This window comes from Enterobacter cloacae complex sp. SHL020 (assembly GCF_049236945.1).
GTDB lineage: Bacteria > Pseudomonadota > Gammaproteobacteria > Enterobacterales > Enterobacteriaceae > Enterobacter > Enterobacter dykesii.
Window position 1 is genome coordinate 50,987 of record NZ_JBMKJF010000001.1, and the last position, 26,723, is coordinate 77,709.

Genomic DNA, 26,723 nt, shown 5'->3' on the forward strand with positions numbered 1-26,723 from the left:
GTCCCTCCTCGTCTTGATCGTTATCAATTCTCCCCCTCTTTCAGGGCGTTACCTTCGCTGCAAATCAGCAATGTCGATTTAGAGAGCCACAGGCTCCACACAGGAGATACCCGATGAGCAAATTTTTGGACCGGTTTCGCTACTTCAAACAGAAGGGTGAAACTTTTGCCGATGGGCACGGCCAGGTTCTGGATACCAACCGGGACTGGGAAGACGGTTACCGCCAGCGCTGGCAGCATGACAAAGTCGTCCGTTCGACCCACGGCGTGAACTGTACCGGTTCATGCAGCTGGAAGATTTTCGTTAAAAACGGTCTGGTGACCTGGGAAATGCAGCAGACCGACTATCCGCGCACCCGCCCGGATATGCCAAACCACGAACCGCGCGGCTGCCCGCGCGGTGCCAGCTACTCCTGGTATCTCTACAGCGCTAACCGTCTTAAATACCCGCTGATGCGCAAGCGCCTGATGAAAATGTGGCGTGAGGCGAAAGCGCAGCACAGCGATCCGGTTGATGCCTGGGCGTCCATCATCGAAGACGCGGACAAAGCAAAAAGCTTCAAGCAGGCTCGCGGTCGCGGTGGTTTCGTTCGCTCCTCATGGAAAGAGGTAAACGAGCTGATTGCCGCCTCCAACGTCTACACCGTTAAAACCTACGGCCCTGACCGCGTGGCGGGCTTCTCGCCCATCCCGGCGATGTCGATGGTCTCCTACGCCTCCGGGGCGCGCTATCTGTCGCTGATCGGCGGTACCTGCCTGAGCTTCTACGACTGGTACTGCGACCTGCCGCCTGCGTCTCCGCAGACCTGGGGCGAGCAGACCGACGTGCCGGAGTCCGCGGACTGGTACAACTCCAGCTACATTATCGCCTGGGGCTCAAACGTTCCTCAGACCCGCACGCCGGACGCGCATTTCTTTACCGAAGTCCGTTACAAAGGCACCAAAACCGTGGCGGTCACCCCTGATTACGCGGAAATCGCCAAGCTTTGCGATCTGTGGCTGGCGCCGAAACAGGGTACCGACGCCGCGATGGCGATGGCGATGGGCCACGTCATGCTGCGTGAGTTCCACCTCGATAAGCCAAGCCAGTACTTCACCGACTACGTTCGCCGCTACACCGACATGCCGATGCTGGTCATGCTGGAAGAGCGTGAGGGCTACTATGCCGCTGGCCGCACGCTGCGCGCGGCCGATCTGGTGGATTCGCTGGGCCAGGAAAATAACCCTGAGTGGAAAACCGTTGCGTATAACAGCAACGGCGAGCTGGTGGCGCCAAACGGCTCTATCGGCTTCCGCTGGGGCGAGAAGGGCAAGTGGAACCTTGAGCAACGCAACGGCACCACCGGCGAAGAGACGGAGCTGCGCCTGAGCATGCTGGGTAGCCAGGACGAGATCGCCGAGGTCGGGTTCCCGTACTTTGGCGGTGAAGGTTCCGAGCACTTCAACAAGGTCGAACTGAAAAACGTTCTGTTGCACAAGCTGCCGGTTAAGCGCCTGCAGCTGGCCGACGGTTCTACCGCGCTGGTCACCACCGTTTATGACCTGACCATGGCGAACTACGGTCTGGAGCGCGGTCTGGGCGACGAAAACTGCGCAACCGGCTATGACGACGTGAAGGCCTACACGCCGGCTTGGGCGGAACAGATCACCGGCGTGCCACGCGCGCATATTACCCGTATCGCCCGTGAGTTCGCAGAAAACGCGGACAAAACGCACGGCCGTTCGATGATCATCGTCGGTGCGGGTCTGAACCACTGGTATCACCTCGATATGAACTATCGCGGTCTGATCAACATGCTGATCTTCTGCGGCTGCGTCGGTCAGAGCGGCGGCGGCTGGGCACACTACGTCGGCCAGGAAAAACTGCGTCCGCAGACCGGCTGGCAGCCGCTGGCGTTTGCTCTCGACTGGCAGCGTCCGGCACGACATATGAACAGCACCTCCTACTTCTATAACCACTCCAGCCAGTGGCGCTACGAGACGGTCACCGCGCAGGAACTGTTGTCGCCGATGGCGGATAAATCCCGCTACAGCGGCCACCTTATTGACTTCAACGTGCGCGCCGAGCGCATGGGCTGGCTGCCGTCTGCGCCGCAGCTGGGCACTAACCCGCTGCGCATTGCGGAAGCGGCGAAGCAGGCGGGCATATCACCGGTGGATTACACAGTGAAATCCCTGAAGGATGGCTCAATCCGTTTCGCGGCTGAACAGCCGGAGAACGGTAAAAACCATCCGCGTAACCTGTTCATCTGGCGCTCCAACCTGCTGGGCTCGTCCGGTAAAGGCCACGAGTACATGCTGAAATACCTGCTCGGTACCGAAAACGGTATCCAGGGGAAAGATCTCGGCAAACAGGGCGGCGTGAAGCCGGAAGAGGTGGAGTGGAAAGACAACGGTCTCGACGGCAAGCTGGATCTGGTGGTGACGCTCGACTTCCGTCTGTCCAGCACCTGCCTGTACTCCGACATCGTGCTGCCAACCGCGACCTGGTACGAAAAAGACGACATGAATACCTCGGATATGCATCCGTTTATTCATCCGCTGTCTGCGGCCGTTGACCCGGCGTGGGAATCGAAAAGCGACTGGGATATCTACAAAGACATCGCGAAGAAATTCTCCGAAGTTTGCGTAGGGCACCTCGGCAAAGAGACTGACGTGGTGACCCTGCCAATCCAGCACGACTCTGCCGCCGAACTGGCGCAGCCGCTGGACGTGAAGGACTGGAAAAAAGGCGAATGCGACCTGATCCCGGGCGTAACCGCGCCGCACATTATTCCGGTTGAACGCGACTACCCGGCAACCTACGAGCGCTTTACCTCTATCGGCCCGCTGATGGAGAAAATCGGTAACGGCGGAAAAGGGATCGCCTGGAACACCCAGAGCGAAATGGATCTGCTGCGCAAGCTCAACTACACCAAAGCGGACGGCCCGGCGAAAGGTCAGCCAATGCTGAACACGGCGATTGATGCGGCAGAGATGATCCTGACCCTGGCGCCGGAAACCAACGGCCACGTCGCGGTGAAAGCCTGGGCGGCGCTGAGCGAGTTTACCGGCCGCGACCATACGCACCTGGCGACGAATAAAGAGGAAGAGAAAATCCGCTTCCGCGATATTCAGGCGCAGCCGCGCAAGATTATCTCCAGCCCGACCTGGTCTGGCCTGGAAGATGAACATGTGTCCTATAACGCGGGCTACACCAACGTTCACGAGCTGATTCCATGGCGCACCCTGTCAGGCCGTCAGTCGCTGTATCAGGATCACCAGTGGATGCGCGACTTCGGGGAAAGCCTGCTGGTGTACCGTCCGCCAATTGACACCCGCTCCGTGAAGGCCGTGATGGGCGCGAAATCGAACGGTAACCCTGAGAAGGCGCTTAACTTCCTGACGCCGCACCAGAAGTGGGGTATCCACTCCACCTACAGTGACAACCTGCTGATGCTGACCCTGTCTCGCGGCGGTCCGATTGTCTGGATGAGCGAAACGGACGCCAAAGACCTGGGGATCGAAGATAACGACTGGATCGAAGTGTTCAACAGCAACGGTGCCCTGACGGCGCGTGCGGTGGTGAGCCAGCGCGTACCGGCCGGGATGACCATGATGTATCACGCGCAGGAACGCATCGTTAACCTGCCGGGGTCAGAAATTACCGAGCAGCGCGGCGGGATCCATAACTCCGTGACCCGCATTACGCCGAAGCCGACCCACATGATCGGTGGCTATGCGCAGCTGGCCTACGGCTTTAACTACTACGGCACCGTAGGATCGAACCGCGATGAGTTCGTGGTGGTACGTAAGATGAAGAATATTAACTGGTTAGACGGCGAAGGTAATGACCAGGTACAGGAGAGCGTAAAATGAAAATTCGTTCACAAGTCGGCATGGTGCTGAATCTGGATAAATGCATCGGCTGTCATACCTGCTCGGTCACCTGTAAAAACGTCTGGACCAGCCGTGAAGGTATGGAGTACGCCTGGCTCAACAACGTGGAAAGCAAGCCGGGCACCGGCTTCCCGACCGACTGGGAAAACCAGGAGAAGTGGAAGGGCGGCTGGATCCGTAAAATCAACGGCAAGCTGCAGCCGCGCATGGGTAACCGCGCGATGCTGCTGGGTAAAATCTTCGCTAACCCGCACCTGCCGGGCATCGACGATTACTACGAGCCGTTTGACTACGACTACCAGAACCTGCACAACGCGCCGGAAAGCAAACACCAGCCGATCGCCCGTCCTCGCTCGCTGATCACCGGTCAGCGCATGGACAAGATTACCAGCGGTCCAAACTGGGAAGAGATTCTGGGCGGCGAGTTCGAGAAACGCGCCAAAGACCAGAACTTCGAGAACATGCAGAAGGCGATGTACGGCCAGTTCGAAAACACCTTCATGATGTATCTGCCGCGCCTGTGTGAGCACTGCCTCAACCCGGCGTGCGTGGCGACCTGCCCGAGCGGCGCCATCTACAAGCGTGAAGAAGACGGCATCGTGCTGATCGACCAGGACAAGTGCCGCGGCTGGCGTATGTGCATCACCGGCTGCCCGTACAAAAAAATCTACTTCAACTGGAAGAGCGGTAAATCTGAGAAGTGCATCTTCTGCTACCCGCGTATCGAAGCCGGAATGCCGACCGTCTGCTCAGAAAGCTGCGTAGGCCGTATTCGCTACCTCGGCGTGCTGCTGTATGACGCGGACGCGATTGAAAATGCCGCCAGCACCGAGCACGAGAAGGATCTGTATCAGCGTCAGCTGGACGTGTTCCTCGACCCGAACGATCCGAAGGTGATTGAGCAGGCGCTGAAGGACGGCGTGCCGCAGAGCGTGATTGAGGCGGCGCAGCAGTCACCGGTGTACAAAATGGCGATGGACTGGAAGCTCGCGCTGCCGCTGCACCCGGAATACCGCACCCTGCCGATGGTATGGTACGTGCCGCCGCTGTCGCCGATTCAGTCCGCGGCTGACGCAGGCGAACTGGGCAGCAACGGCATCCTGCCGGACGTGGAAAGCCTGCGTATTCCGGTTCAGTACCTGGCGAACCTGTTGACCGCAGGGGACACCCAGCCGGTACTGCTCGCGCTTAAGCGTATGCTGGCGATGCGCCACTTCAAACGTGCTGAAACCGTAGACGGTGTGACCGATACCCGCGCGCTGGAAGAGGTCGGTCTGACCGAAGCGCAGGCGCAGGAGATGTACCGCTATCTGGCGATTGCCAACTACGAAGACCGTTTCGTGGTGCCGAGCAGCCACCGCGAGCTGGCCCGCGAAGCCTTCCCGGAAAAAAATGGCTGTGGCTTTACCTTTGGTGACGGTTGCCACGGGTCAGACAGCAAATTCAACCTGTTCAACAGCCGCCGCATCGATGCCATGGATGTGACCAGCAAAACGGAGCCGCACCAATGATTGAACTCGTCATTGTTTCGCGTCTGCTCGAGTACCCGGATGCTGCGCTTGCGCAGCATCAGCAGGAACTCTTTGATGCACTCGCGTCATCTGAAAACCTGGATAAAGACGATGCCCAGCGGCTTGGCGTTTTCCTCCGCGATCTGCTGGCGCGCGACCTTCTGGATGCCCAGTCGGACTACAGCCAGCTGTTTGACCGGGGTCGTGCGACCTCGCTGCTGCTGTTTGAACACGTGCACGGTGAGTCCCGCGACCGCGGTCAGGCGATGGTGGACCTGATGGCCCAGTACGAACAGCACGGCCTGCAGCTCGACAGCCGCGAACTGCCGGACCATCTGCCGCTCTATCTGGAGTATCTGGCGCAGCTGCCGAAAGAGGAGGCGCTGGGCGGTCTGCAGGATATCGCGCCGATCCTGGCGCTGCTCGGCGCGCGTCTTCAGCAGCGCGAGAGCCGCTATGCGGTGCTGTTCGATCTGCTGGTGAAGCTGGCCAACGCCGCGGTAGACAGTGAAAAAGTGGCGGAGAAAATTGCGGATGAAGCCCGCGACGATACCCCACAGGCGCTGGATGCGGTCTGGGAAGAAGAGCAGGTGAAATTCTTTGCTGACCAGAACTGCGGCGAGTCTGAAATCTCCGCTCACCAGCGTCGCTTTGCCGGCGCGGTTGCCCCGCAATATTTGAATATCTCTAACGGAGGACGGCACTAATGCACTTCCTGAATATGTTCTTCTTTGACATTTACCCGTATATCGCGGGCACCGTGTTCCTGGTGGGAAGCTGGCTGCGTTACGACTACGGCCAGTACAGCTGGCGTGCGGCCTCCAGCCAGATGCTGGATCGTAAAGGGATGCATGTGGGCTCTAACCTGTTCCACATCGGTATTCTGGGGATTTTTGCCGGTCACTTCCTCGGGATGCTGACGCCGCACTGGATGTATGAAGCGTGGCTGCCGATCGAGGTGAAGCAGAAGATGGCGATGATCGCCGGCGGTGCCTGCGGCGTGATGACTCTGGTGGGTGGCCTGTTGCTGCTGAAACGTCGTCTGTTCAGCCCTCGCGTGCGTGCAACCACTACCGCAGCGGATATTCTGATCCTCTCCCTGCTGATGGTGCAGTGCGCGCTGGGTCTGCTGACCATTCCGTTTTCGGCGCAGCACATGGACGGCAGCGAAATGATGAAGCTGGTCGGCTGGGCGCAGTCCGTGGTGACCTTCCACGGCGGAGCCTCCGCGCACCTGGACGGCGTGGCGTTTATCTTCCGCGTTCACCTGGTGCTGGGGATGACGCTGTTTGTGCTGTTCCCGTTCTCTCGTCTGGTGCATATCTGGAGCGCGCCGGTGGAGTACCTGACGCGCAAATACCAGATTGTACGTGCCCGCCGCTAATTCGCCGTTTTGATACCAACCCCGCACTCGCGGGGTTTTTTTTCACCCCAGCCCAGGTTATTGCCCGCGGCAGCAAAAAGGATCAGCGCGCCGCCCGCCAGCTGGGTCAGGTTCAGCGAGTGTCCGAACACCAGATTATCGACAACGATCGCTACCACCGGATAGATAAACGACAGGGAGCCGGTAATGGGCGTAGGCAGCTTCTGGATCGCGCTGTAGAGCAGCTGGTACATAATGCCGGTATGGACGATGCCCAGCGTCAGCAGGGTAGGCCAGGGAAAATCACCGGAAAGTGACGGCATGCTGGCAAACGGCAAAAGCATCACGACGCCCGTCAGCACCTGGATAAAGGCAATATGCTGCGGCGCAACGGATCTGAGTTTGCGGGCAATAATGGCCGTGACCGCGTAGAAGAAAGCCGCGGCCATCGCCAGACCGATTCCGGCGAGCCATTCACCGCCGTGCGCGCCGGTCAGCTCGCTGGAGAGCAAGATCACCACGCCGCCAAAGGCGAGGAACAGCCAGCCCCATTTCACCAGGCTGACGCGCTCGCCTAAAAACATCCCCATTAAGACCAGCATAAACGGCTGGGTGTTATAGACCACGGTCGAAAGACCAATAGAGATCCGCTCATAGGCTGCGAAGAGCAGCAGCCAGTTCACCACGAGCGCTACGCCGCCGAGAATAGCCAGCAGCAGCGTGGTGCGGGTGAGGGGGCTAAAGGGCTTTTGACTCATCCGGATAAAAATAAAAAGCGCCATTGCCCCGATAAGACAGCGCCAGAACACTACTTCCGTTACCGGCAGACCGCTGAGTAAAACAAACGCGCCGATAGAGCCGGAAATTAACATCGCCAGGCTCATTTGCCAGACGCCTTTATGGAAATCACGCATCATCCACCTCCTGATTGATGTGCATATTGTCGAAAATCGCTGTCGGGTTTTACAGGAGTGATATAAGGTTGAAGGGATAAATCACTTTTAAAAATTAGGTGAAAAGAATGGAATACCTTATCGATGATATCGATCGGCAAATTTTAGCCTGTCTGGTCGAGGATGCGCGCATGTCGTTGAAGGTCCTCAGCGGACGCATCGGTCTGACGTCCCCCAGCACGGCAGAACGCCTGAAGAGGCTGGAAGAGCGCGGCGTGATTCAGGGGTATGGCGCACGGGTGAATCTGGCAGCGCTGGGGTATACCCTGCAGGCGCTGGTGCGCGTGCGGCCTTTGCCGGGGCTGTTGCATAAGGTGGATAAATACATTCAGGCGATGCCGGAATGTATTGAGAGCGACAAAGTCACCGGGGAAGATTGCTTTGTGATTAGGCTGGTGGTGCGCTCGATAGAGCAACTGGATGTGCTGCTGGACGGCCTGGCGGAGCATGCCCAGTGCAATACGTCGATTGTGAAAAGTTCGCCGGTGAAGCGTCGTTTGCCGCCGATGTAGACTTCTGGCTTCTGTCGCCGGGTGGCGGCTGCGCCTTACCCGGCCTACGAAGGCTTCCCCGTTACGGAAATGCATGATGCATGGTGCGCACGTAAGGTTTGGAGTCGTTTGAAAGTGATGGTGGTGGGGGAAGGATTACTCGGCGCGTTGCGCCTCGCCCTTCGGGTCGTTGCCTGCGGCAACGCTTTCTCGCTACGCTCGAATCGAACCTTAATCGAAGCTTCTCATCCTTCCCCGTTACGGAAATGCATGATGCATGGTGCGCACGTAAGGTTTGGAGTCGTTTGAAAGTGATGGTGGTGGGGGAAGGATTCGAACCTTCGAAGTCGATGACGGCAGATTTACAGTCTGCTCCCTTTGGCCGCTCGGGAACCCCACCAGGGGTAATTCAAATTTTGAGGTCGTGCTGAGAGATGGTGGTGGGGGAAGGATTCGAACCTTCGAAGTCGATGACGGCAGATTTACAGTCTGCTCCCTTTGGCCGCTCGGGAACCCCACCACGGGGTAATGCTTTTACTGGCCTGCTTCCTGCTGGAAGCGGGGCGCATCATATCAAATGAGACGCCCCTGTAAAGCATTCCTTTAGGTAAATGAAGCTGTTTGCCTGCTTTTTATCCGTAAAGGCGCAAAGCTAATCAATTCATTTTCCGAAAGATTAAAGAATGATGGTTCTGTTGCCGTAGACAAAGACACGCTGCGCCAGCACCTGATACAGAGCGCGACTGAGCACGTTCTTCTCAACGTCACGCCCTGCACGCATCATGTCCTCGGCCGTGTAGGTATGGTCCACGTGAATCACGTCCTGCATGATGATTGGACCTTCGTCCAGGTTGTCATTTACGTAGTGAGCTGTCGCACCGATGATCTTCACGCCGCGCTCGTACGCCTGGTGGTAGGGACGCGCGCCAATAAAGGCTGGCAGGAACGAGTGGTGAATGTTGATGATCTTGTTCGGGAAACGCGCCACGAAGGATGGCGTTAACACGCGCATGTATTTCGCCAGCACCACGTAGTCCGGGTTATGCGCTTCAATGGCCTGGGCCATCAGATCGTCGTGTTCTTCACGGGTATGACCTTCGTGGCTAACCAGCTCAAACGGAATATCAAAACGCTCGACCAACGTGCGCAGCGTCTCATGGTTGCCAATAACGGCAGCTATTTCCACGTCCAGACCGCCGTAGTTTGCTTTCATCAGCAGGTCGCCCAGACAGTGTGCTTCTTTGGTCACCAGGATCACGATGCGGCGTCGACCGGCTGGGGTCAGCTCGCGTACGGAACCTTCCGGAAGCGCGCTGTCGAGATCGGCAAGCAGGGTGGTGTCGTTGAAAATACCTTCGAGTTCGGTACGCATAAAGAAGCGGCCGGTACGGTGGTCAACGAACTCGTTGTTCTGCACGATATTCAGTTCATGTTTGTAGCAAATGTTGGTAATTCGTGCGATCAGCCCTTTTTGATCGGGACAGATGGTGCGCAGAACTTTACGTTGTAATGATTGCATCGCCGGGAAATCCTGTTTGTATTTGCGAAGTCTGGGTTGTCAGGCATTACTGCCCGCAACACTTTTTAAATTTTTTACCTGAACCACACGGGCAGGGATCGTTACGACCAAACTGTGGGCGCGTTCCGTCAATATAATACCACTGCCCGCTTTCCTTTAAGAACCGGGAACGCTCGATAATGGCACCAGGTTTATTATTCTCGGTAAAACGAGCAACAAAGCTGACGTAACCTTCATCAACATGACTGCCCGTTGAGAATTCATAGACGGTGAGGCCGAGCCACCGCGTGTTCGCGAAGCCGGCTTCGATGTCCTGTCTGAATTCGGCAGCGTGGCAGGAGGGATGCCAGGTTTTAATCAGGTAGTCTGCGTCTTTGATCACAAAAGCAGTGTAACGTGAACGCATGAGGTGTGACGGGTCTGGTGCAACCTGATCGCCAGACAGATATCGCTGGCAACATAGGCTATACTCCAGAGCGCTACCACAAGGGCAGAGTTGAGACACGATTCTCTTCCTGGAACAAAAAATAAAGGCGTAAAACGCTTCGGGTAGCACTATGTTAACTGAGCTGTTGCGTTGACGCTATGTCAGGAATCCAGGGGAAGTAAAACAGGGCTAATGAGAAAGGTAAAAATTGGACTGGCGCTGGGCTCAGGTGCAGCCCGGGGATGGTCACACATCGGCGTGATTAATGCCTTAAACAAGATGGGCATTGACGTAGATATTGTCGCAGGGTGTTCAATAGGATCGCTTGTCGGCTCCGCTTACGCGTGCGGGAAGCTTCCTGAACTTGAGACATGGGTGCGTTCCTTCAGCTACTGGGACGTCCTGCGTCTGATGGACCTCTCGTGGCAGCGTGGCGGGCTGTTGCGCGGCGAACGCGTCTTTAACCAGTTCCGTCAGGTTATGCCTCTCGAAGACTTCACTGATTGTCAGATGCCCTTCGGCGCCGTTGCGACGAACCTCAGCACGGGACGCGAACTGTGGTTAACCGAAGGGGATATCCATCTTGCCGTGCGCGCCTCCTGCAGCATGCCGGGGCTCATGGCGCCTGTTCCACACAACGGTTACTGGCTTGTCGACGGGGGCGTCGTGAACCCGGTTCCCATCTCTCTGACCCGTGCAATGGGGGCGGATATCGTGATTGCCGTCGACCTGCAGCACGACGCCCACCTGATGCAACAGGACCTCATGCCGGTCAATCTCCAGAGCGAAGATGCCGAGGGCGAGAAACTGGCCTGGCATGAGCGCCTGCGCGGCAGAATCGGGCGTATGGCCGCGCGACGCTCGGTTGCCGCGCCGACGGCGATGGAAATCATGACCACGTCAATCCAGGTTCTGGAGAATCGCCTCAAGCGCAATCGTATGGCAGGCGACCCTCCGGATATTCTTATTCAGCCGTACTGTCCGCAAATCTCTACTCTTGATTTCCATCGGGCTGAGGCCGCCATCGCAGCGGGCTCGTTAGCCGTCGAAAAGAAAATGGACGAATTGTTGCCTTTTGTGCAGACCGCACGTTAAGCACCTTTTTTTGACTACTTCAGCAAAATCTGACAGGCGATAGTGCCGATCGCATGCCACTATTTAGTTACTGTCAGCCAGGGGAGGAACCATGACGCAGCCATTGGCCGGAAAACACATTTTGATTGTTGAAGACGAGCCCGTTTTCCGATCGCTACTGGATTCGTGGTTATCATCGCTGGGAGCCATCACTTCACTGGCTGAAGATGGTATCGACGCCCTGGAAAAAATGATCAGCATTACGCCCGATTTGATGATTTGCGACATTGCGATGCCGCGCATGAATGGGCTGAAGCTGGTTGAACATCTGCGTAACGAAGGTAACCAGACGCCGATTCTGGTGATCTCTGCCACAGAGAATATGGCGGATATCGCCAAAGCATTGCGTCTTGGCGTCCAGGATATTCTGCTTAAACCGGTCAAGGATCTGAACCGGCTGCGAGAAACGGTCTTAGCGTGCCTTTATCCGAATATGTTTAATTCCCGGGTAGAGGAAGAGGAGCGTCTTTTCCAGGACTGGGATGCCCTGGTGAGTGATCCTCCTGCTGCGGCGAAACTGTTGCAAGAACTTCAGCCGCCCGTACAGCAAACTATTTCACACTGTCGCGTAAATTATCGCCAGCTGGTAGCGGCTGACCAGCCGGGACTCGTGCTGGATATCGCACCATTATCTGATTCAGACCTTGCGTTTTATTCTCTGGATGTCACCCGTGCGGGGGATAATGGCGTATTAGCCGCGTTGCTTCTTCGCGCGCTATTTAATGGTTTGTTGCAGGAACAGTTATCGCATCAGGGACAACGGCTGCCGGAGTTAGGCAGTTTACTCAAACAGGTAAACCAGCTTTTTCGTCAGGCCAATTTACCTGGACAGTTCCCGCTGCTGGTCGGCTATTACCACAGCGGTTTAAAAAATCTGATCCTCGTCTCAGCAGGTCTCAACGCTTCACTGAATACCGGTGAACATCATATTGAGGTGAGTAACGGTGTGCCGCTTGGGACATTGGGCACGGCTTATCTTAATCAAATTAGCCACCGCTGTTCCTCCTGGCAGTGCCAAATTTGGGGCGCCGGGGGACGGCTACGCTTAATGTTGTCCACGGAATAAGCAATTGGATCTTAATTTTAAGATTGCTTTACCTGTGTTTTACGGGGAGTGCTACTATCGCTGCCCGGTTTCATGCGTATTTGTCCTAATTGATCGGCAACGCGTTCTTTTCAGACCCGGACTGCGGGGCGAGGCTGATATACTCAACGCGTTATTTATTGCATAAAAGTTCAAAACTTGAACAGCTCAGGAGAATTTGAATGGCTGCCCTAAATTCGAAAGTCAGAAAGGCCGTCATCCCGGTAGCGGGATTGGGGACCAGGATGTTACCAGCAACTAAGGCAATTCCTAAAGAGATGCTGCCTCTGGTTGATAAGCCATTAATCCAGTATGTCGTTAATGAATGTATCGCAGCCGGCATCACTGAAATTGTGCTGGTTACGCATTCATCAAAAAACTCTATCGAAAACCATTTCGATACAAGCTTTGAACTTGAAGCCATGCTGGAAAAACGTGTTAAGCGTCAGCTGTTAGAAGAAGTTCAGTCTATTTGCCCGCCACACGTTACCATTATGCAGGTTCGTCAGGGCCTGGCTAAAGGTCTGGGCCACGCTGTTATGTGTGCACATCCTGTTGTAGGTGATGAGCCTGTAGCGGTAATTCTGCCTGACGTAATTCTGGACGAATACGAATCCGATCTTTCCCAGGATAACCTGGCAGAGATGATCAAACGTTTCGACGAAACCGGTAGCAGCCAGATTATGGTTGAGCCTGTTGAAGACGTGACGGCATACGGTGTGGTTGACTGCAAAGGCGTTAACCTTGAGCCGGGCGAAAGCGTGCCAATGGTTGGCGTGGTAGAGAAGCCTAAAGCCGATGTGGCGCCTTCAAACCTGGCCGTTGTAGGTCGCTATGTCCTGAGCGCTGAAATTTGGCCTCTGCTGGCGAAAACGCCTCCAGGAGCGGGTGATGAGATTCAGCTGACGGATGCCATTGATATGCTGATCGAGAAAGAGACCGTTGAGGCCTACCATATGAAAGGTAAGAGCCATGACTGCGGTAATAAGCTTGGTTATATGCAGGCGTTTGTTGAATATGGTATTCGCCACAATACTCTTGGTGAAGAATTTAAAACCTGGCTGAAAGAGAACGTAGGTATTAAGAAATAAGCCACGGTTACATATGTCCGAAACCGGTGAGGCGCTGCCCACCGGTTTTTTTATGCCCTAAACACTTCTGAAACCTGTCTCTAAGTACAGTTATTAAAATTGCCAAATAATGCTTTATGACAGAGTGTAAGGGGATGTTTGCGCCAAATTTAGGTTAAAAAAAATCCCGCATTAAGCGGGATTTCTCTGAATACTGCTGGATTAATCCTTGATCAGGAAGTCGTCCAGCTGTTTACCTTGTTCGTCCATGGCTTTCTTGATAACAGCAGGAGTGCGGCCCTGGCCAGTCCAGGTTTTAGTTTCGCCGTTCTCGTCAACGTAGCTATATTTAGCAGGACGTGCAGCACGCTTGGCTTTAGTACCGGTTTTAGCTGCAGCCATGCTGTTCAGCAATTCATTTGGATCGATACCATCAGCAATCAGCATTTCACGATATTGCTGCAGTTTACGAGTGCGTTCTTCGATTTCAGCAGCTGCTGCGCTTTCTTCTTCACGACGTTCATTAACTACAACTTCTAATTTTTCCAGCATTTCTTCAAGCGTTTCGAGGGTGCATTCTCTTGCCTGCGCACGAAGAGTACGGATGTTGTTCAGAATTTTAAGTGCTTCGCTCATTGTAGTAATCTCAAACTTATAATGGGGGGTGGTTTGTTGACCTAATAATAGAGCCATAAATTCAGTTGTGCAATAGCCAGGAATGTAAGGAATTCAAAAAATACTAAATAATGCCGCTATTATTAATTACGCTAACTTAAATTTCATCACCCCACAGTCTCGTTTGTTATCAGCTAACCCGGCTGAACCCGGCCGATTGCCTCTTTTTTTTGTGACATTTACCGCACGAATTATAGTTGCGGCGGAGGAATATCAGCCTTTTGTATTAGTTCCGCGCCGTGATGTTAAGACTGCAATAGTTAATAAATAGTGAATTTTAAAGAACGGGGATTCCACTATAAAAAGCAGTGTTATGTTTTGGGGGAACATATAACATATTGGCCGGATTGAAGGGGTTTACTTCATGTTTTAACGGGCTATTTTCACAAAAAGAAGGTTGTGAACTCCGCGCTGAAACGCTTCCCCTGCGTGCTACATCGCTGATGACCAGACAAATTATGGTACAATGAATCATCGGGAATATTACACATTGATTGGGGTTTTACGGCCAATGGCACAACTTTATTTCTACTATTCGGCAATGAATGCCGGGAAATCCACCGCGTTGCTGCAATCCTCGTACAATTACCAGGAGCGGGGGATGCGTAGCGTTGTTTATACGGCTGAAATTGACGATCGCTTTGGCGCAGGGAAGGTGAGCTCCAGAATAGGGCTCTCGTCGCCTGCCAGACTGTTTAACCCGAAAACCGATCTGTTTGAGGACATTCGCAAAGAACACGCTGTTAAGCCCATTCACTGTGTTCTGGTAGATGAGTGCCAGTTCCTGACGCGTGAACAGGTTCATGCCCTTTCAGAGGTGGTCGATGAGCTCGATATTCCCGTGCTGTGTTATGGCCTGCGTACTGATTTCCGCGGTGAGCTCTTTGCCGGTAGCCAGTATTTGCTCGCCTGGTCGGATAAGCTTGTCGAATTGAAAACAATCTGCTTCTGCGGTCGCAAAGCCAGCATGGTGCTTCGCCTCGACCAGGCCGGGAAACCTTATGCAGATGGTGAGCAGGTGGTGATAGGCGGTAATGAACGCTATGTTTCGGTCTGTCGTAAGCATTATAAAGAAGCGCTAGCTGTAGGCTCGCTGACGGCGATTCAGCACGACAACCGAAAATAACATCCGCCTCATTATTCAGGCATAAAAAAACCCGCCATAAGGCGGGTTTTTCATCTGCTGCGGTCAATTAAGCGCTTTTCTTCGCTTTCTTGTCAGCTTTGATGACAGGAACTTCTGTTTTCACAGCGGCAACGTCACCTTCTTTGAATTCACGACCGTAGTAGGTATCCAGCAGAATCTGTTTCAGCTCGGAGATCAGTGGGTAGCGCGGGTTAGCACCAGTACACTGGTCATCGAATGCATCTTCAGACAGCTTATCTACATGAGCGAGGAAGTCAGCTTCCTGAACACCTGCTTCACGGATAGATTTAGGAATACCCAGCTCAGCTTTCAGGCTTTCCAGCCATGCCAGCAGTTTCTCAATCTTCGCAGCAGTACGGTCGCCCGGTGCGCTCAGACCAAGGTGGTCTGCGATTTCAGCGTAACGACGACGCGCTTGCGGACGGTCGTACTGGCTGAAAGCAGTCTGCTTGGTTGGGTTGTCGTTAGCGTTATAACGGATAACGTTGCTGATCAACAGGGCGTTCGCCAGACCGTGAGGAATGTGGAACTGAGAACCCAGTTTGTGCGCCATAGAGTGGCAAACACCAAGGAAGGCGTTCGCAAACGCGATACCGGCGATGGTTGCTGCACTGTGAACGCGTTCACGTGCTACCGGGTTTTTAGACCCTTCGTTGTAGGACGCTGGCAGGTTTTCCTTCAGCAGTTTCAACGCCTGCAGAGCCTGACCGTCAGAGAACTCAGATGCCAGCACAGAAACGTAAGCTTCCAGGGCGTGAGTTACCGCATCCAGACCACCGAACGCACACAGTGATTTCGGCATCTCCATGACCAGGTTCGCATCAACGATAGCCATGTCTGGGGTCAGTGCATAGTCAGCCAGTGGGTATTTCTGACCTGTTGCATCGTCCGTTACTACTGCGAATGGCGTAACTTCTGAACCGGTACCGGAAGTGGTGGTTACCGCGATCATTTTCGCTTTTACGCCCATTTTCGGGAACTTGTAGATACGTTTACGGATGTCCATAAAGCGCAGCGCCAGTTCTTCGAAGTGGGTTTCAGGATGCTCGTACATGACCCACATGATTTTCGCGGCGTCCATTGGGGAACCACCACCCAGTGCAATAATCACATCTGGTTTGAAGGAGTTAGCCAGCTCAGCACCTTTACGCACAACGCTCAGGGTAGGGTCAGCTTCAACTTCAAAGAACACTTCAGTTTCAACGCCGGCCGCTTTCAGCACAGAGGTGATCTGGTCAGCGTAGCCGTTGTTGAACAGGAAACGGTCAGTCACGATGAGCGCACGTTTGTGGCCATCAGTAATCACTTCATCCAGCGCGATTGGCAGTGAGCCACGGCGGAAGTAGATAGATTTCGGAAGTTTGTGCCACAACATGTTTTCAGCTCGCTTAGCAACGGTTTTCTTGTTGATCAGGTGTTTTGGACCAACGTTTTCAGAGATGGAGTTACCACCCCAGGAACCACAACCCAGAGTCAGGGAAGGTGCGAGTTTGAAGTTGTACAGGTCACCGATACCACCCTGAGAAGCAGGGGTGTTAATCAGGATACGTGCAGTTTTCATCATCTGACCGAAGTGAGCAACGCGTTCTGGCTGGTTGTCCTGGTCGGTGTACAGACAAGACGTGTGACCGATACCGCCCATGGCAACCAGTTTCTCGGCTTTCTCTACCGCGTCTTCGAAATCTTTCGCACGGTACATGGCAAGCGTTGGAGACAGTTTTTCATGTGCAAACGGCTCGCTTTCGTCGACAACTTTCACTTCACCGATCAGGATTTTGGTGGTTGCCGGAACGGTAAAGCCTGCGAGTTCAGCAATTTTGTACGCTGGCTGACCCACGATAGCGGCATTCAGCGCGCCATTTTTCAGGATAATGTCCTGAACGGCTTTCAGCTCTTTGCCCTGCAGCAGGTAGCCGCCGTGGCTGGCGAAACGTTCACGAACAGCGTCGTACACGGAATCGACAACAACAACAGACTGTTCAGATGCACAGATCACGCCGTTATCGAAGGTTTTAGACATCAGTACAGACGCAACGGCACGTTTAATGTCAGCGGTTTCGTCGATAACAACAGGGGTGTTACCGGCGCCCACACCGATCGCAGGTTTACCGGAGCTGTATGCGGCTTTAACCATGCCTGGACCACCGGTCGCCAGGATCAGGTTAATGTCCGGGTGATGCATCAGCGCATTGGAGAGCTCAACGGAAGGTTGGTCGATCCAGCCAATCAGATCTTTTGGTGCGCCAGCAGCGATCGCCGCCTGCAGGACAATATCTGCCGCTTTGTTGGTCGCGTCTTTCGCACGTGGGTGTGGAGAGAAGATGATTGCGTTACGGGTCTTCAGGCTAATCAGTGATTTGAAGATAGCAGTAGACGTTGGGTTAGTGGTCGGAACAATACCGCAGATGATGCCGATAGGTTCAGCGATGGTGATGGTACCGAAGGTGTCGTCTTCAGACAGCACGCCACAGGTTTTCTCATCTTTATAGGCGTTGTAGATATACTCAGAAGCAAAGTGGTTTTTGATCACTTTATCTTCTACGATACCCATACCGGATTCGGCAACGGCCATTTTAGCGAGAGGGATTCGAGCATCTGCAGCAGCCAGTGCGGCCGCGCGGAAGATTTTATCAACCTGTTCTTGGGTGAAATTGGCATATTCACGCTGGGCTTTTTTAACGCGCTCGACGAGGGCGTTCAGTTCAGCGGTATTAGTAACAGCCATAATGCTCTCCTGATAATGTTTAAACTCTTTTAGTAAACCAGCGCTCGATACGTCACACAGTATAGACAGAGCCGATACGACTTGCGTAACACAAAGTAAAACAAAGAGTTACTTTCTGCTTCAGCACACTAATTTACTAAAAGAGCCTTACCTTAGCATCATCCCTTTTTGTCAGGTGACCTCCCTGGGGATGTAACCAAGATTACTCACTTCTGAGTACGGAAATCATGATCTGCGTCAATTTTCCCCCAAGCTGATACCTTTCAGCAGGGTTATTTCGTTGAGATTTTTCAAGTGTTAAATAATTACGTAAGTAATGGAAGCAGCGCCTTCATTGATTATACATATGTTTAACATCCTGAAATGATAACGTTTTGCCACAGATTTCGAGTGAAGTATGCTGATAAAAAGGGTATCTTCAGCGCGATTTCTCATGACAAATTGTCAGTCCCGGGCATGTGTATAAGCGGAGCAAAACGTGATCCAAACGCTCTTTGATTTTCCAACGTATTTTAAATTTTTTATTGGTTTGTTTGCCCTGGTCAACCCGGTGGGGATCATTCCTGTCTTCATTAGTATGACGAGTTACCAGACGGCGGCGGCCAGGAATAAGACCAACCTGACCGCTAACCTGTCGGTAGCTATCATCTTGCTCACCTCCCTTTTTCTGGGTGACGCCATTCTCCAGCTCTTCGGGATTTCGATTGACTCTTTCCGCATAGCGGGTGGGATCCTGGTCGTGACCATCGCCATGTCCATGATCAGCGGTAAGCTGGGCGAGGATAAACAGAACAAGCAGGAGAAGTCAGAAACCGCCATCCGCGAAAGTATTGGCGTGGTGCCGCTGGCCTTACCGCTCATGGCTGGCCCAGGCGCCATCAGTTCAACCATTGTCTGGGGCACGCGTTACCATAGCCTGATGCACCTGATTGGTTTTTCCGTCGCCATTGCCATTTTCGCGCTCTGCTGTTGGGGGGTATTCCGCATGGCGCCCTGGCTGGTGCGCCTGTTGGGGCAGACGGGCATTAACGTCATAACGCGTATTATGGGCCTGCTGTTGATGGCGTTAGGGATTGAATTCATCGTTACGGGAATTAAAAGCATTTTCCCCGGTTTGCTGCACTGATATTTCGTATGAAAGAACGGAGCCACGGCTCCGTTTTTTTTACGTCATTATCAGTAAATCCTATAAATAAAGTTGAAATGCTCACATATCATAATAAATTCTACTAATAATGTTCATTGCTTGTATTTCAATGAGTTATTAATTCCCGCCGAACCCGCCTGCGCAGAAAACCTTCGATCGATCTGTTATTTTACTCACATGATACTCTGGGGCTTGATGAGAGATAACCGAAATGATATTAGTAAATTCAACATTCACCTAGATGAATGTGCTAAATAATAACCAGTTGTTAAATTTTTGTACAAAATCACTCGATGATAGCGCAGCGACGCGCGTGTAGAGAAAATTTTCTCTATCTTGTTGAATGTCATGCTTTTTTAGTGATGTTCGATGTCTGGCAGGGCTGCCCTCAACGATGCGGTACTCACCGTAAAAGAGAATTGCTTAACAAATTTGCAAAATGTATTGGCGCGCGTTTACGCCATTTGATACTTTCCGGCCTAATATTTTGCAGCATAAAACAAGCAGATGAGAATTATTTTCATATGGTTCTCTTCTCAGATATCCATCGCAGGTCTCAAACAGGGGAGGCCTGTTAAGAATCGACGCAAGACGGCCATACGAGCGGTCAGTAATAAAAAAGTCGGTGATAGCAAGCAGTAAAAGAAGAACCTGACAGCAGCAAAAAAAACTCCTGCGCTGTACAGGCCCCAACAGGGGATTACACAGCTGGCGAAGGCCAGTCATTATAATGAGTGGAGTACCAACACAATGTCCATCATCACAAAAAAAAATCTGGTAGCGGCGGGGATTTTAACTGCGCTAATCGCGGGCAACGCTGCAATGGCTGCGGACGTTCCTGCAGGTGTTCAACTGGCGGAGAAACAGACGCTGGTGCGTAACAACGGTGCGGAAGTTCAGTCTCTCGACCCGCACAAAATTGAAGGTGTTCCTGAGTCTAACGTTAACCGCGACCTGTTCGAAGGCCTGCTGGTGACAGACGTAGACGGCCACCCGGCGCCGGGTGTTGCAGAAAAATGGGAAAACAAAGATTTCAAAGTCTGGACCTTCCATCTGCGTAAAGATGCGAAATGGTCCGACGGTACACCGGTCACAGCCGAAGATTTCGTTTATAGCTGGCAGCGTCTGGCGAATCCAACCACCGCCTCTCCGTATGCGAGCTACCTGCAATATGGCCACATTGCCAATATTGATGACATCATCGCGGGCAAAAAACCTGTTACCGACCTGGGCGTAAAAGCGATCGATGCCAATACCTTTGAAGTGACGTTGAGCGAACCTGTTCCGTACTTCTATAAGCTGCTGGTTCACCCGTCCGTCTCTCCGGTACCAAAATCCGCCGTGGAAAAATTTGGTGAAAAATGGACCCAGCCTGCCAATATCGTGACTAACGGTGCCTACAAGCTGAAAGACTGGGTGGTCAACGAGCGTATGGTGCTTGAGCGTAACCCGCAATACTGGGACAACGCTAAAACCGTTATTAATCAGGTTACCTATCTGCCAATTTCGTCCGAAGTGACTGACGTTAACCGCTACCGCAGCGGTGAAATCGACATGACCTATAACAACATGCCGATTGAACTGTTCCAGAAACTGAAAAAAGAGATCCCTAAAGAAGTTCACGTCGATCCGTACCTGTGCACCTATTACTATGAAATCAACAACCAGAAAGCACCGTTCACCGACGTACGTGTCCGTACCGCGCTGAAGCTGGCACTGGATCGCGATATCATCGTGAACAAAGTGAAAAACCAGGGCGATCTGCCAGCGTACAGCTATACCCCTCCATACACCGATGGCGCAAAACTGACCGAGCCAGAGTGGTTCAAACAGACTCAGGAACAGCGTAACGCGGAAGCGAAGAAACTGCTGGCCGAAGCGGGCTACACCGCAGATAAGCCGCTGACCTTCAGCCTGCTCTACAACACTTCCGATCTGCACAAAAAACTGGCTATCGCCGTTGCCTCAATCTGGAAAAAGAACCTGGGCGCGAACGTGAAGCTGGAGAACCAGGAGTGGAAAACCTTCCTCGACAGCCGTCATCAGGGCACCTTTGATGTGGCTCGTGCCGGCTGGTGTGCGGACTATAACGAACCGACCTCCTTCCTGAACACCATGCTGAGCGACAGCTCGAACAACACCGCTCACTATAAGAGCCCTGCGTTCGACAAGCTGATCGCCGACACGCTGAAAACCACTGACGAAGCACAGCGTAAAGAACTGTACTCTCAAGCCGAGCAGCAGCTGGATAAAGATTCCGCGATCGTTCCGGTTTACTATTACGTTAACGCCCGTCTGGTGAAACCGTGGGTAGGTGGGTATACCGGTAAAGACCCGATGGATAATATCTACGTTAAAAACTTGTATATTATCAAGCATTAATGGCAATGAGTGGGGCGGGCGTGCTCGCCCCACGGTGTCTAACCAACGTCACATAATATAGGCACACGCCAGAAGGTACGGGCAATGTTGAAATTTATCCTACGTCGCTGTCTTGAAGCGATTCCAACGCTATTTATTCTCATCACGATTTCCTTCTTCATGATGCGCCTTGCGCCGGGAAGTCCATTTACCGGTGAGCGTACGCTGCCGCCTGAAGTCATGGCGAATATCGAAGCGAAATACCACTTGAACGATCCTATCTCCACCCAGTACTTCAATTACCTGAAGCAGCTGGCCCACGGCGATTTTGGACCGTCATTTAAATATAAAGACTATTCCGTTAACGACCTGGTCGCGTCCAGCTTCCCGGTTTCGGCTAAGTTGGGTGCTGCGGCATTCATTCTGGCCATCGTTTTCGGGGTCACCGCAGGCGTTATCGCCGCGCTCAGACAAAATACCAAATGGGATTATGCCGTAATGGGTGTGGCAATGACCGGGGTAGTAATACCCAGCTTCGTTGTCGCGCCATTACTGGTGATGATATTTGCCATCACGCTGAAGTGGCTGCCTGGCGGCGGCTGGAACGGCGGGGCATTGAAGTTCATGATTTTGCCGATGGTGGCATTATCTCTGGCGTACATCGCCAGTATCGCGCGTATCACCCGTGGTTCAATGATCGAAGTGCTGCACTCGAACTTCATTCGTACCGCGCGCGCTAAAGGGCTGCCGATGCGTCGGATTATCTTCCGCCACGCGCTCAAACCGGCGCTGTTGCCCGTGCTCTCCTATATGGGACCGGCATTCGTTGGGATCATCACCGGCTCTATGGTTATCGAAACAATCTACGGCCTGCCTGGCATTGGTCAGCTGTTCGTTAACGGCGCGCTCAACCGCGACTATTCGCTGGTGCTGAGCCTGACCATTCTCGTCGGTGCGCTGACCATTCTCTTTAACGCTATCGTCGATGTGCTGTACGCCGTCATCGACCCGAAAATTCGTTACTAACGCTGGAGCACGCCATGATGTTGAGTAAGAAAAACAGCGAGGCGCTGGAAAACTTCAGTGAAAAACTGGAAGTAGAAGGTCGTAGCCTCTGGCAGGACGCGCGCCGTCGCTTTATGCACAACCGTGCAGCGGTTGCCAGTCTGGTTGTTCTGGTGATCATCGCGCTGTTTGTGACCCTGGCGCCGATGCTGTCGCAATTTACCTATTTCGACACCGACTGGGGCATGATGTCCAGCGCGCCGGATATGGAATCAGGCCACTATTTTGGCACGGACTCCTCGGGACGCGATCTGCTGGTACGTGTCGCTATCGGTGGCCGTATCTCGCTGATGGTCGGTATTGCCGCCGCGCTGGTCGCGGTGATCGTGGGTACGCTCTATGGCTCACTTTCCGGCTACCTCGGCGGCAAAATAGACTCGGTAATGATGCGTCTGCTGGAAATCCTGAACTCCTTCCCGTTTATGTTCTTCGTCATCCTGCTGGTGACCTTCTTCGGCCAGAATATCCTGCTGATCTTCGTGGCTATCGGGATGGTTTCCTGGCTGGATATGGCGCGTATTGTTCGCGGCCAGACGCTGAGCCTCAAACGCAAAGAGTTTATCGAAGCTGCACAGGTTGGCGGTGTGTCCACCGGGAATATCGTGGTTCGCCACATCGTTCCTAACGTGCTGGGCGTGGTGGTGGTCTATGCCTCACTGCTGGTACCAAGCATGATCCTGTTTGAATCTTTCCTGAGCTTCCTGGGTCTCGGTACACAAGAGCCTCTGAGCAGCTGGGGCGCGCTGCTGAGCGATGGTGCAAACTCGATGGAAGTTTCACCGTGGCTGCTACTTTATCCGGCGGGTTTCCTGGTCGTCACCCTGTTTTGTTTTAACTTTATCGGCGATGGCCTGCGTGATGCCCTCGACCCGAAAGACCGTTAAGGAGCGCCGTCATGACAATTATTGAAACGGCCACTGCGCCACAGGCGCAACAGCAGAATAATCTTCTGCTGGATGTGAAAGACCTCCGCGTGACCTTTAAAACGCCGGACGGGGATGTTACCGCCGTCAACGATCTCAACTTCAACCTGCGCGCGGGTGAAACGCTGGGGATCGTAGGGGAATCCGGTTCAGGAAAATCCCAGACCGCCTTTGCGCTGATGGGACTGCTGGCCGCAAACGGCGTGATTGGCGGTTCCGCGAAATTCAACGGTCGTGAAATCCTTAACCTGCCGGAACATGAGCTGAACAAGCTGCGCGCTGAGCAGGTCTCGATGATTTTCCAGGATCCCATGACCTCGCTGAACCCGTATATGCGCGTCGGCGAGCAGCTGATGGAAGTCCTGATGCTGCACAAAGGCCTGGGCAAAGCCGAAGCTTTTGAAGAGTCGGTCAAAATGCTCGATGCGGTGAAAATGCCGGAAGCGCGTAAGCGCATGCGCATGTTCCCGCACGAGTTCTCTGGCGGTATGCGTCAGCGCGTGATGATTGCGATGGCGCTGCTGTGCAGGCCAAAGCTGCTGATTGCCGATGAACCTACCACCGCGCTGGACGTTACCGTTCAGGCGCAAATCATGACCCTGTTGAACGAGCTGAAGCGCGAGTTCAACACGGCGATTATCATGATCACCCACGACCTGGGCGTGGTGGCGGGCATCTGCGACAAAGTGCTGGTGATGTACGCCGGTCGTACCATGGAATACGGCAAAGCGCGCGATGTCTTCTATCAGCCTGCGCACCCGTACTCGATTGGTCTGTTGAACGCGGTGCCGCGTTTGGATGCGGAAGGGGAATCCCTGCTCACCATTCCGGGCAACCCGCCAAACCTGCTGCGTCTGCCGAAAGGCTGTCCGTTCCAGCCGCGCTGCCCGCACGCGATGGAAATCTGCAACAGCGCTCCGCCGCTGGAAGAGTTTGCACCAGGCCGTCTGCGCGCCTGCTTTAAGCCGCAGGAGGAGCTGGTATGAACGCATTAGATGAAAAACGCAACGTGCTGCTCGAAATTGCTGACCTTAAGGTACATTTCGATATTAAAGACGGCAAACAGTGGTTCTGGCAGCCGCCGAAGACCCTGAAAGCGGTGGATGGCGTCACGCTGCGCCTGTACGAAGGGGAAACCCTTGGCGTGGTGGGTGAATCCGGCTGCGGGAAATCGACCTTTGCGCGAGCCATTATCGGTTTGGTCAAAGCCACCGACGGTAAAGTGGCCTGGCTGGGTAAAGATCTGCTGGGCATGAAGCCCGACGAGTGGCGCGAGGTGCGCAGCGATATCCAGATGATTTTCCAGGATCCGCTGGCATCATTAAACCCGCGTATGACCATCGGCGAGATTATTGCCGAGCCGCTGCGGACCTATCATCCAAAGATGTCTCGTCAGGAAGTGCGCGACCGCGTGAAGGCGATGATGATGAAAGTCGGTCTGTTGCCGAACCTCATCAACCGCTATCCGCATGAGTTCTCCGGCGGTCAGTGCCAGCGTATTGGTATTGCCCGTGCGCTGATCCTCGAACCGAAGCTGATTATCTGCGATGAGCCGGTTTCCGCACTGGACGTTTCCATTCAGGCGCAGGTGGTTAACCTGCTGCAGAAGCTGCAGCGCGAAATGGGGCTGTCGCTGATCTTCATCGCGCATGACCTGGCCGTGGTGAAACACATCTCTGACCGCGTGCTGGTGATGTATCTGGGGCATGCCGTGGAGCTGGGCACCTATGACGAGGTGTACCATAATCCATTGCACCCATACACCAGAGCGCTGATGTCCGCGGTGCCGATCCCCGATCCGGATCTGGAAAAGAATAAAACCATCCAGCTTCTGGAAGGGGAATTACCTTCGCCGATTAACCCGCCGTCAGGCTGCGTCTTCCGCACGCGCTGCCCGATGGCCGGGCCGGAATGTGCTCAAACGCGACCGGTTCTCGAAGGCAGCTTCCGACATGCGGTTTCCTGCCTGAAAGTAGACCCGTTATAATCGCAAGGGCTGACATGATGTCAGCCCTTATTTTTGCGAGGTAACTGTGTCGCGTTTATTCACGTTAGCCCGTCGGCGGCTATATCATTTTTTATTCGATCCTGAAACGGTTTCCGGGCGACGCTTTGAAGGTCTGTGCGGTTTATTTGCGCTCCTCAGCGTGGTTGTCATCTTTATTGAATCGGGTGCCGGGACGCAATACCACCTGACCTTTGACGAATGGCATATCTTTGTCTGGCTTGAGCTGGCGATTACCCTGGTTTTTACCGCTGAATATCTCCTCCGGGTAATAGCCTGGCCCAACCCGGCCCGATATGTTTTCAGCTTCTGGGGATTTATTGATTTAGCCACCATTCTGCCGCTCTACGTCATGTGGCTGTGGCCGGAAATCAGCCTGAGCTATGTCTTTGCCTGGCGAGCGATGCGCGTGATTCGCGTCTTACGTATTCTAAAATTACTGCGCTTTATGCCGTCATTGCGCGTTTTCTGGAGCGCAATCGTCAGCGCCCGGCATCAGCTTATTTTGTTCTACTCGTTTATTGCCATCGTCATGATTGTTTTTGGCGCACTGATGTATTTAATAGAAGGGCCTAAATATGGCTTTACGACGCTTAATGCGTCCGTCTACTGGGCCATTGTGACCGTCACCACCGTGGGTTACGGTGATATCACGCCCCATACGCCACTGGGACGCATCGTGGCGTCCGTGCTGATTTTGATTGGCTATTCGGTGATTGCGATCCCGACGGGACTTATTACCACACACATGAGCAGCGCCTTTCAGAGCCGCAAGCAGCAGCGCAAGTGTCCTCATTGCCAGCAGGGCGAACATGAGCACGACGCGCGGTTTTGTCACCGCTGCGGCAGTAAATTACCGGAGTAAATAAAAAAGGCTGCAATCGCAGCCTTTTTTATTATTCGCGCCAGAGAATATGGCACAGCTTGTGGTCTTTCTCTCGACAGAGCAGAACGCGGGCGAAAATATCGTTAATCTCGCCGCCGTCTTCATCGGCCAGCCCAATCACCACTTCGGCAAAGAAGTCCGGATTCAGGTCGAAATCCACATGCTCAGCCCAGTCTTCTGAAGGGTCGAACAGTTCGGCACCGCCGCGCTCTTCGAACTGCAGATTGAAGAGGATCACGTCTGCGGGATCGAGGTTATCAACCGCCAGTTCGAGAAAAATGTCATAGGCCTGCTCGAGCGTTTCGTCTTCGGTCAGGCGATTGTTCAGATCCATTTCCATGATGACTACCTGTTTAACA

The 26,723-nt window shown here is 53.6% G+C and carries 22 protein-coding genes, 2 tRNA genes and 1 other RNA gene; 16 read left to right on the forward strand and 9 right to left on the reverse strand.

Annotated features, from left to right (window positions below; translation table 11 throughout):
• Positions 1–113: 113 nt before the first annotated feature.
• From ACOTZB_RS00250 to narI, 4 genes are read left to right on the forward strand one after another with little or no spacing between them, the layout of a single operon-like run.
• Positions 114–3,857: a nitrate reductase subunit alpha gene (locus tag ACOTZB_RS00250; RefSeq protein ID WP_421626198.1), complete on the forward strand. Its 3,744-nt coding sequence runs from the start codon at positions 114–116 to the stop codon at positions 3,855–3,857.
• Entirely contained in the window at positions 3,854–5,389 is a 1,536-nt protein-coding gene (narH, locus tag ACOTZB_RS00255; protein WP_421626199.1) for a nitrate reductase subunit beta, read from the forward strand. The genes ACOTZB_RS00250 and narH overlap by 4 nt, the downstream gene beginning before the upstream one ends.
• Positions 5,386–6,096 (forward strand): nitrate reductase molybdenum cofactor assembly chaperone, encoded by a 711-nt coding sequence (gene narJ / locus ACOTZB_RS00260; protein WP_039263578.1) that lies wholly within the window; start codon positions 5,386–5,388, stop codon positions 6,094–6,096. The genes narH and narJ overlap by 4 nt, the downstream gene beginning before the upstream one ends.
• Positions 6,096–6,773, forward strand: a complete 678-nt coding sequence (gene narI, locus ACOTZB_RS00265; RefSeq protein ID WP_047651167.1) for a respiratory nitrate reductase subunit gamma — start codon at positions 6,096–6,098, stop codon at positions 6,771–6,773. The genes narJ and narI overlap by 1 nt, the downstream gene beginning before the upstream one ends.
• Here the strand turns inward: narI and ACOTZB_RS00270 are convergent.
• Positions 6,770–7,666, reverse strand: a complete 897-nt coding sequence (locus ACOTZB_RS00270) for a DMT family transporter (RefSeq protein WP_421626600.1) — start codon at positions 7,664–7,666, stop codon at positions 6,770–6,772. The two genes, narI and ACOTZB_RS00270, sit on opposite strands and share 4 nt — an antisense overlap.
• Positions 7,667–7,773: 107 nt before the next feature.
• On the opposite strand from ACOTZB_RS00270, the gene ACOTZB_RS00275 reads away from it, so the two are divergent.
• Positions 7,774–8,217: an Lrp/AsnC family transcriptional regulator gene (locus ACOTZB_RS00275; RefSeq protein WP_047651165.1), complete on the forward strand. Its 444-nt coding sequence runs from the start codon at positions 7,774–7,776 to the stop codon at positions 8,215–8,217.
• A gap of 118 nt (positions 8,218–8,335) precedes the next feature.
• Here ACOTZB_RS00275 and ACOTZB_RS00280 read toward each other — a convergent pair.
• From ACOTZB_RS00280 to ACOTZB_RS00300, 5 genes are all read right to left on the reverse strand, one after another.
• A non-coding RNA gene (locus ACOTZB_RS00280) (RtT sRNA) lies at positions 8,336–8,466 on the reverse strand.
• Positions 8,467–8,511: 45 nt separating this feature from the next.
• Positions 8,512–8,596: transfer RNA gene (locus tag ACOTZB_RS00285), tRNA-Tyr, on the reverse strand.
• Between the two features lie 35 nt (positions 8,597–8,631).
• Positions 8,632–8,716 (reverse strand) — tRNA-Tyr (locus ACOTZB_RS00290).
• A 156-nt stretch (positions 8,717–8,872) separates the two neighbouring features.
• Positions 8,873–9,715, reverse strand: a complete 843-nt coding sequence (gene purU, locus ACOTZB_RS00295; protein ID WP_023312104.1) for a formyltetrahydrofolate deformylase — start codon at positions 9,713–9,715, stop codon at positions 8,873–8,875.
• Between the two features lie 46 nt (positions 9,716–9,761).
• A complete protein-coding gene (locus ACOTZB_RS00300) occupies positions 9,762–10,220 on the reverse strand; it encodes a YchJ family protein (protein ID WP_421626200.1) in 459 nt (152 codons plus the stop codon).
• A gap of 114 nt (positions 10,221–10,334) precedes the next feature.
• Between ACOTZB_RS00300 and rssA the strand changes: the two genes are divergently transcribed.
• The 3 genes from rssA to galU all read left to right on the forward strand — a co-directional run bounded on the left by rssA (position 10,335) and on the right by galU (position 13,451).
• Positions 10,335–11,237 (forward strand): patatin-like phospholipase RssA, encoded by a 903-nt coding sequence (gene rssA, locus ACOTZB_RS00305; protein ID WP_337281233.1) that lies wholly within the window; start codon positions 10,335–10,337, stop codon positions 11,235–11,237.
• Between the two features lie 91 nt (positions 11,238–11,328).
• On the forward strand, positions 11,329–12,342 hold the full coding sequence (gene rssB / locus ACOTZB_RS00310) for a two-component system response regulator RssB (protein WP_126328757.1): 1,014 nt from the start codon (positions 11,329–11,331) through the stop codon (positions 12,340–12,342).
• A 200-nt stretch (positions 12,343–12,542) separates the two neighbouring features.
• Entirely contained in the window at positions 12,543–13,451 is a 909-nt protein-coding gene (gene galU / locus ACOTZB_RS00315) for a UTP--glucose-1-phosphate uridylyltransferase GalU (RefSeq protein WP_047651160.1), read from the forward strand.
• 201 nt (positions 13,452–13,652) lie between these two features.
• Here the strand turns inward: galU and hns are convergent, their stop codons facing one another.
• Positions 13,653–14,066, reverse strand: a complete 414-nt coding sequence (gene hns / locus ACOTZB_RS00320; protein ID WP_008502781.1) for a histone-like nucleoid-structuring protein H-NS — start codon at positions 14,064–14,066, stop codon at positions 13,653–13,655.
• Positions 14,067–14,616: 550 nt separating this feature from the next.
• Between hns and tdk the strand changes: the two genes are divergently transcribed.
• Entirely contained in the window at positions 14,617–15,231 is a 615-nt protein-coding gene (gene tdk / locus ACOTZB_RS00325; RefSeq protein WP_421626201.1) for a thymidine kinase, read from the forward strand.
• Between the two features lie 67 nt (positions 15,232–15,298).
• Here the strand turns inward: tdk and adhE are convergent, their stop codons facing one another.
• Positions 15,299–17,977, reverse strand: a complete 2,679-nt coding sequence (gene adhE / locus ACOTZB_RS00330; protein WP_421626202.1) for a bifunctional acetaldehyde-CoA/alcohol dehydrogenase — start codon at positions 17,975–17,977, stop codon at positions 15,299–15,301.
• A 478-nt stretch (positions 17,978–18,455) separates the two neighbouring features.
• Between adhE and ACOTZB_RS00335 the strand changes: the two genes are divergently transcribed.
• The 7 genes from ACOTZB_RS00335 (at position 18,456) to ACOTZB_RS00365 (ending at position 26,343) form a co-directional block, all read left to right on the forward strand.
• Positions 18,456–19,103 (forward strand): YchE family NAAT transporter, encoded by a 648-nt coding sequence (locus ACOTZB_RS00335; protein ID WP_021240330.1) that lies wholly within the window; start codon positions 18,456–18,458, stop codon positions 19,101–19,103.
• A gap of 771 nt (positions 19,104–19,874) precedes the next feature.
• Entirely contained in the window at positions 19,875–21,506 is a 1,632-nt protein-coding gene (oppA, locus tag ACOTZB_RS00340; protein ID WP_126328756.1) for an oligopeptide ABC transporter substrate-binding protein OppA, read from the forward strand.
• Positions 21,507–21,590: 84 nt separating this feature from the next.
• The gene (gene oppB / locus ACOTZB_RS00345) at positions 21,591–22,511 is read left to right on the forward strand and encodes an oligopeptide ABC transporter permease OppB (protein ID WP_008502786.1); all 921 of its coding nucleotides are present in this window, start codon (positions 21,591–21,593) and stop codon (positions 22,509–22,511) included.
• Positions 22,512–22,525: 14 nt separating this feature from the next.
• Positions 22,526–23,434: an oligopeptide ABC transporter permease OppC gene (gene oppC, locus ACOTZB_RS00350; protein ID WP_023312096.1), complete on the forward strand. Its 909-nt coding sequence runs from the start codon at positions 22,526–22,528 to the stop codon at positions 23,432–23,434.
• A gap of 11 nt (positions 23,435–23,445) precedes the next feature.
• Positions 23,446–24,459 carry an ABC transporter ATP-binding protein gene (locus ACOTZB_RS00355; RefSeq protein ID WP_421626203.1) on the forward strand — a complete coding sequence of 338 codons (1,014 nt, stop codon included), beginning with the start codon at positions 23,446–23,448 and terminating at the stop codon, positions 24,457–24,459.
• Positions 24,456–25,460, forward strand: a complete 1,005-nt coding sequence (oppF, locus tag ACOTZB_RS00360; RefSeq protein WP_045355902.1) for a murein tripeptide/oligopeptide ABC transporter ATP-binding protein OppF — start codon at positions 24,456–24,458, stop codon at positions 25,458–25,460. Before ACOTZB_RS00355 ends, oppF begins: the two co-directional genes overlap by 4 nt.
• 46 nt (positions 25,461–25,506) lie before the next feature.
• Positions 25,507–26,343, forward strand: a complete 837-nt coding sequence (locus ACOTZB_RS00365; RefSeq protein WP_421626204.1) for an ion transporter — start codon at positions 25,507–25,509, stop codon at positions 26,341–26,343.
• Between the two features lie 31 nt (positions 26,344–26,374).
• Here the strand turns inward: ACOTZB_RS00365 and ACOTZB_RS00370 are convergent, their stop codons facing one another.
• Positions 26,375–26,704 carry an HI1450 family dsDNA-mimic protein gene (locus tag ACOTZB_RS00370; RefSeq protein ID WP_006810881.1) on the reverse strand — a complete coding sequence of 110 codons (330 nt, stop codon included), beginning with the start codon at positions 26,702–26,704 and terminating at the stop codon, positions 26,375–26,377.
• Between the last annotated feature and the right edge of the window lie 19 nt (positions 26,705–26,723).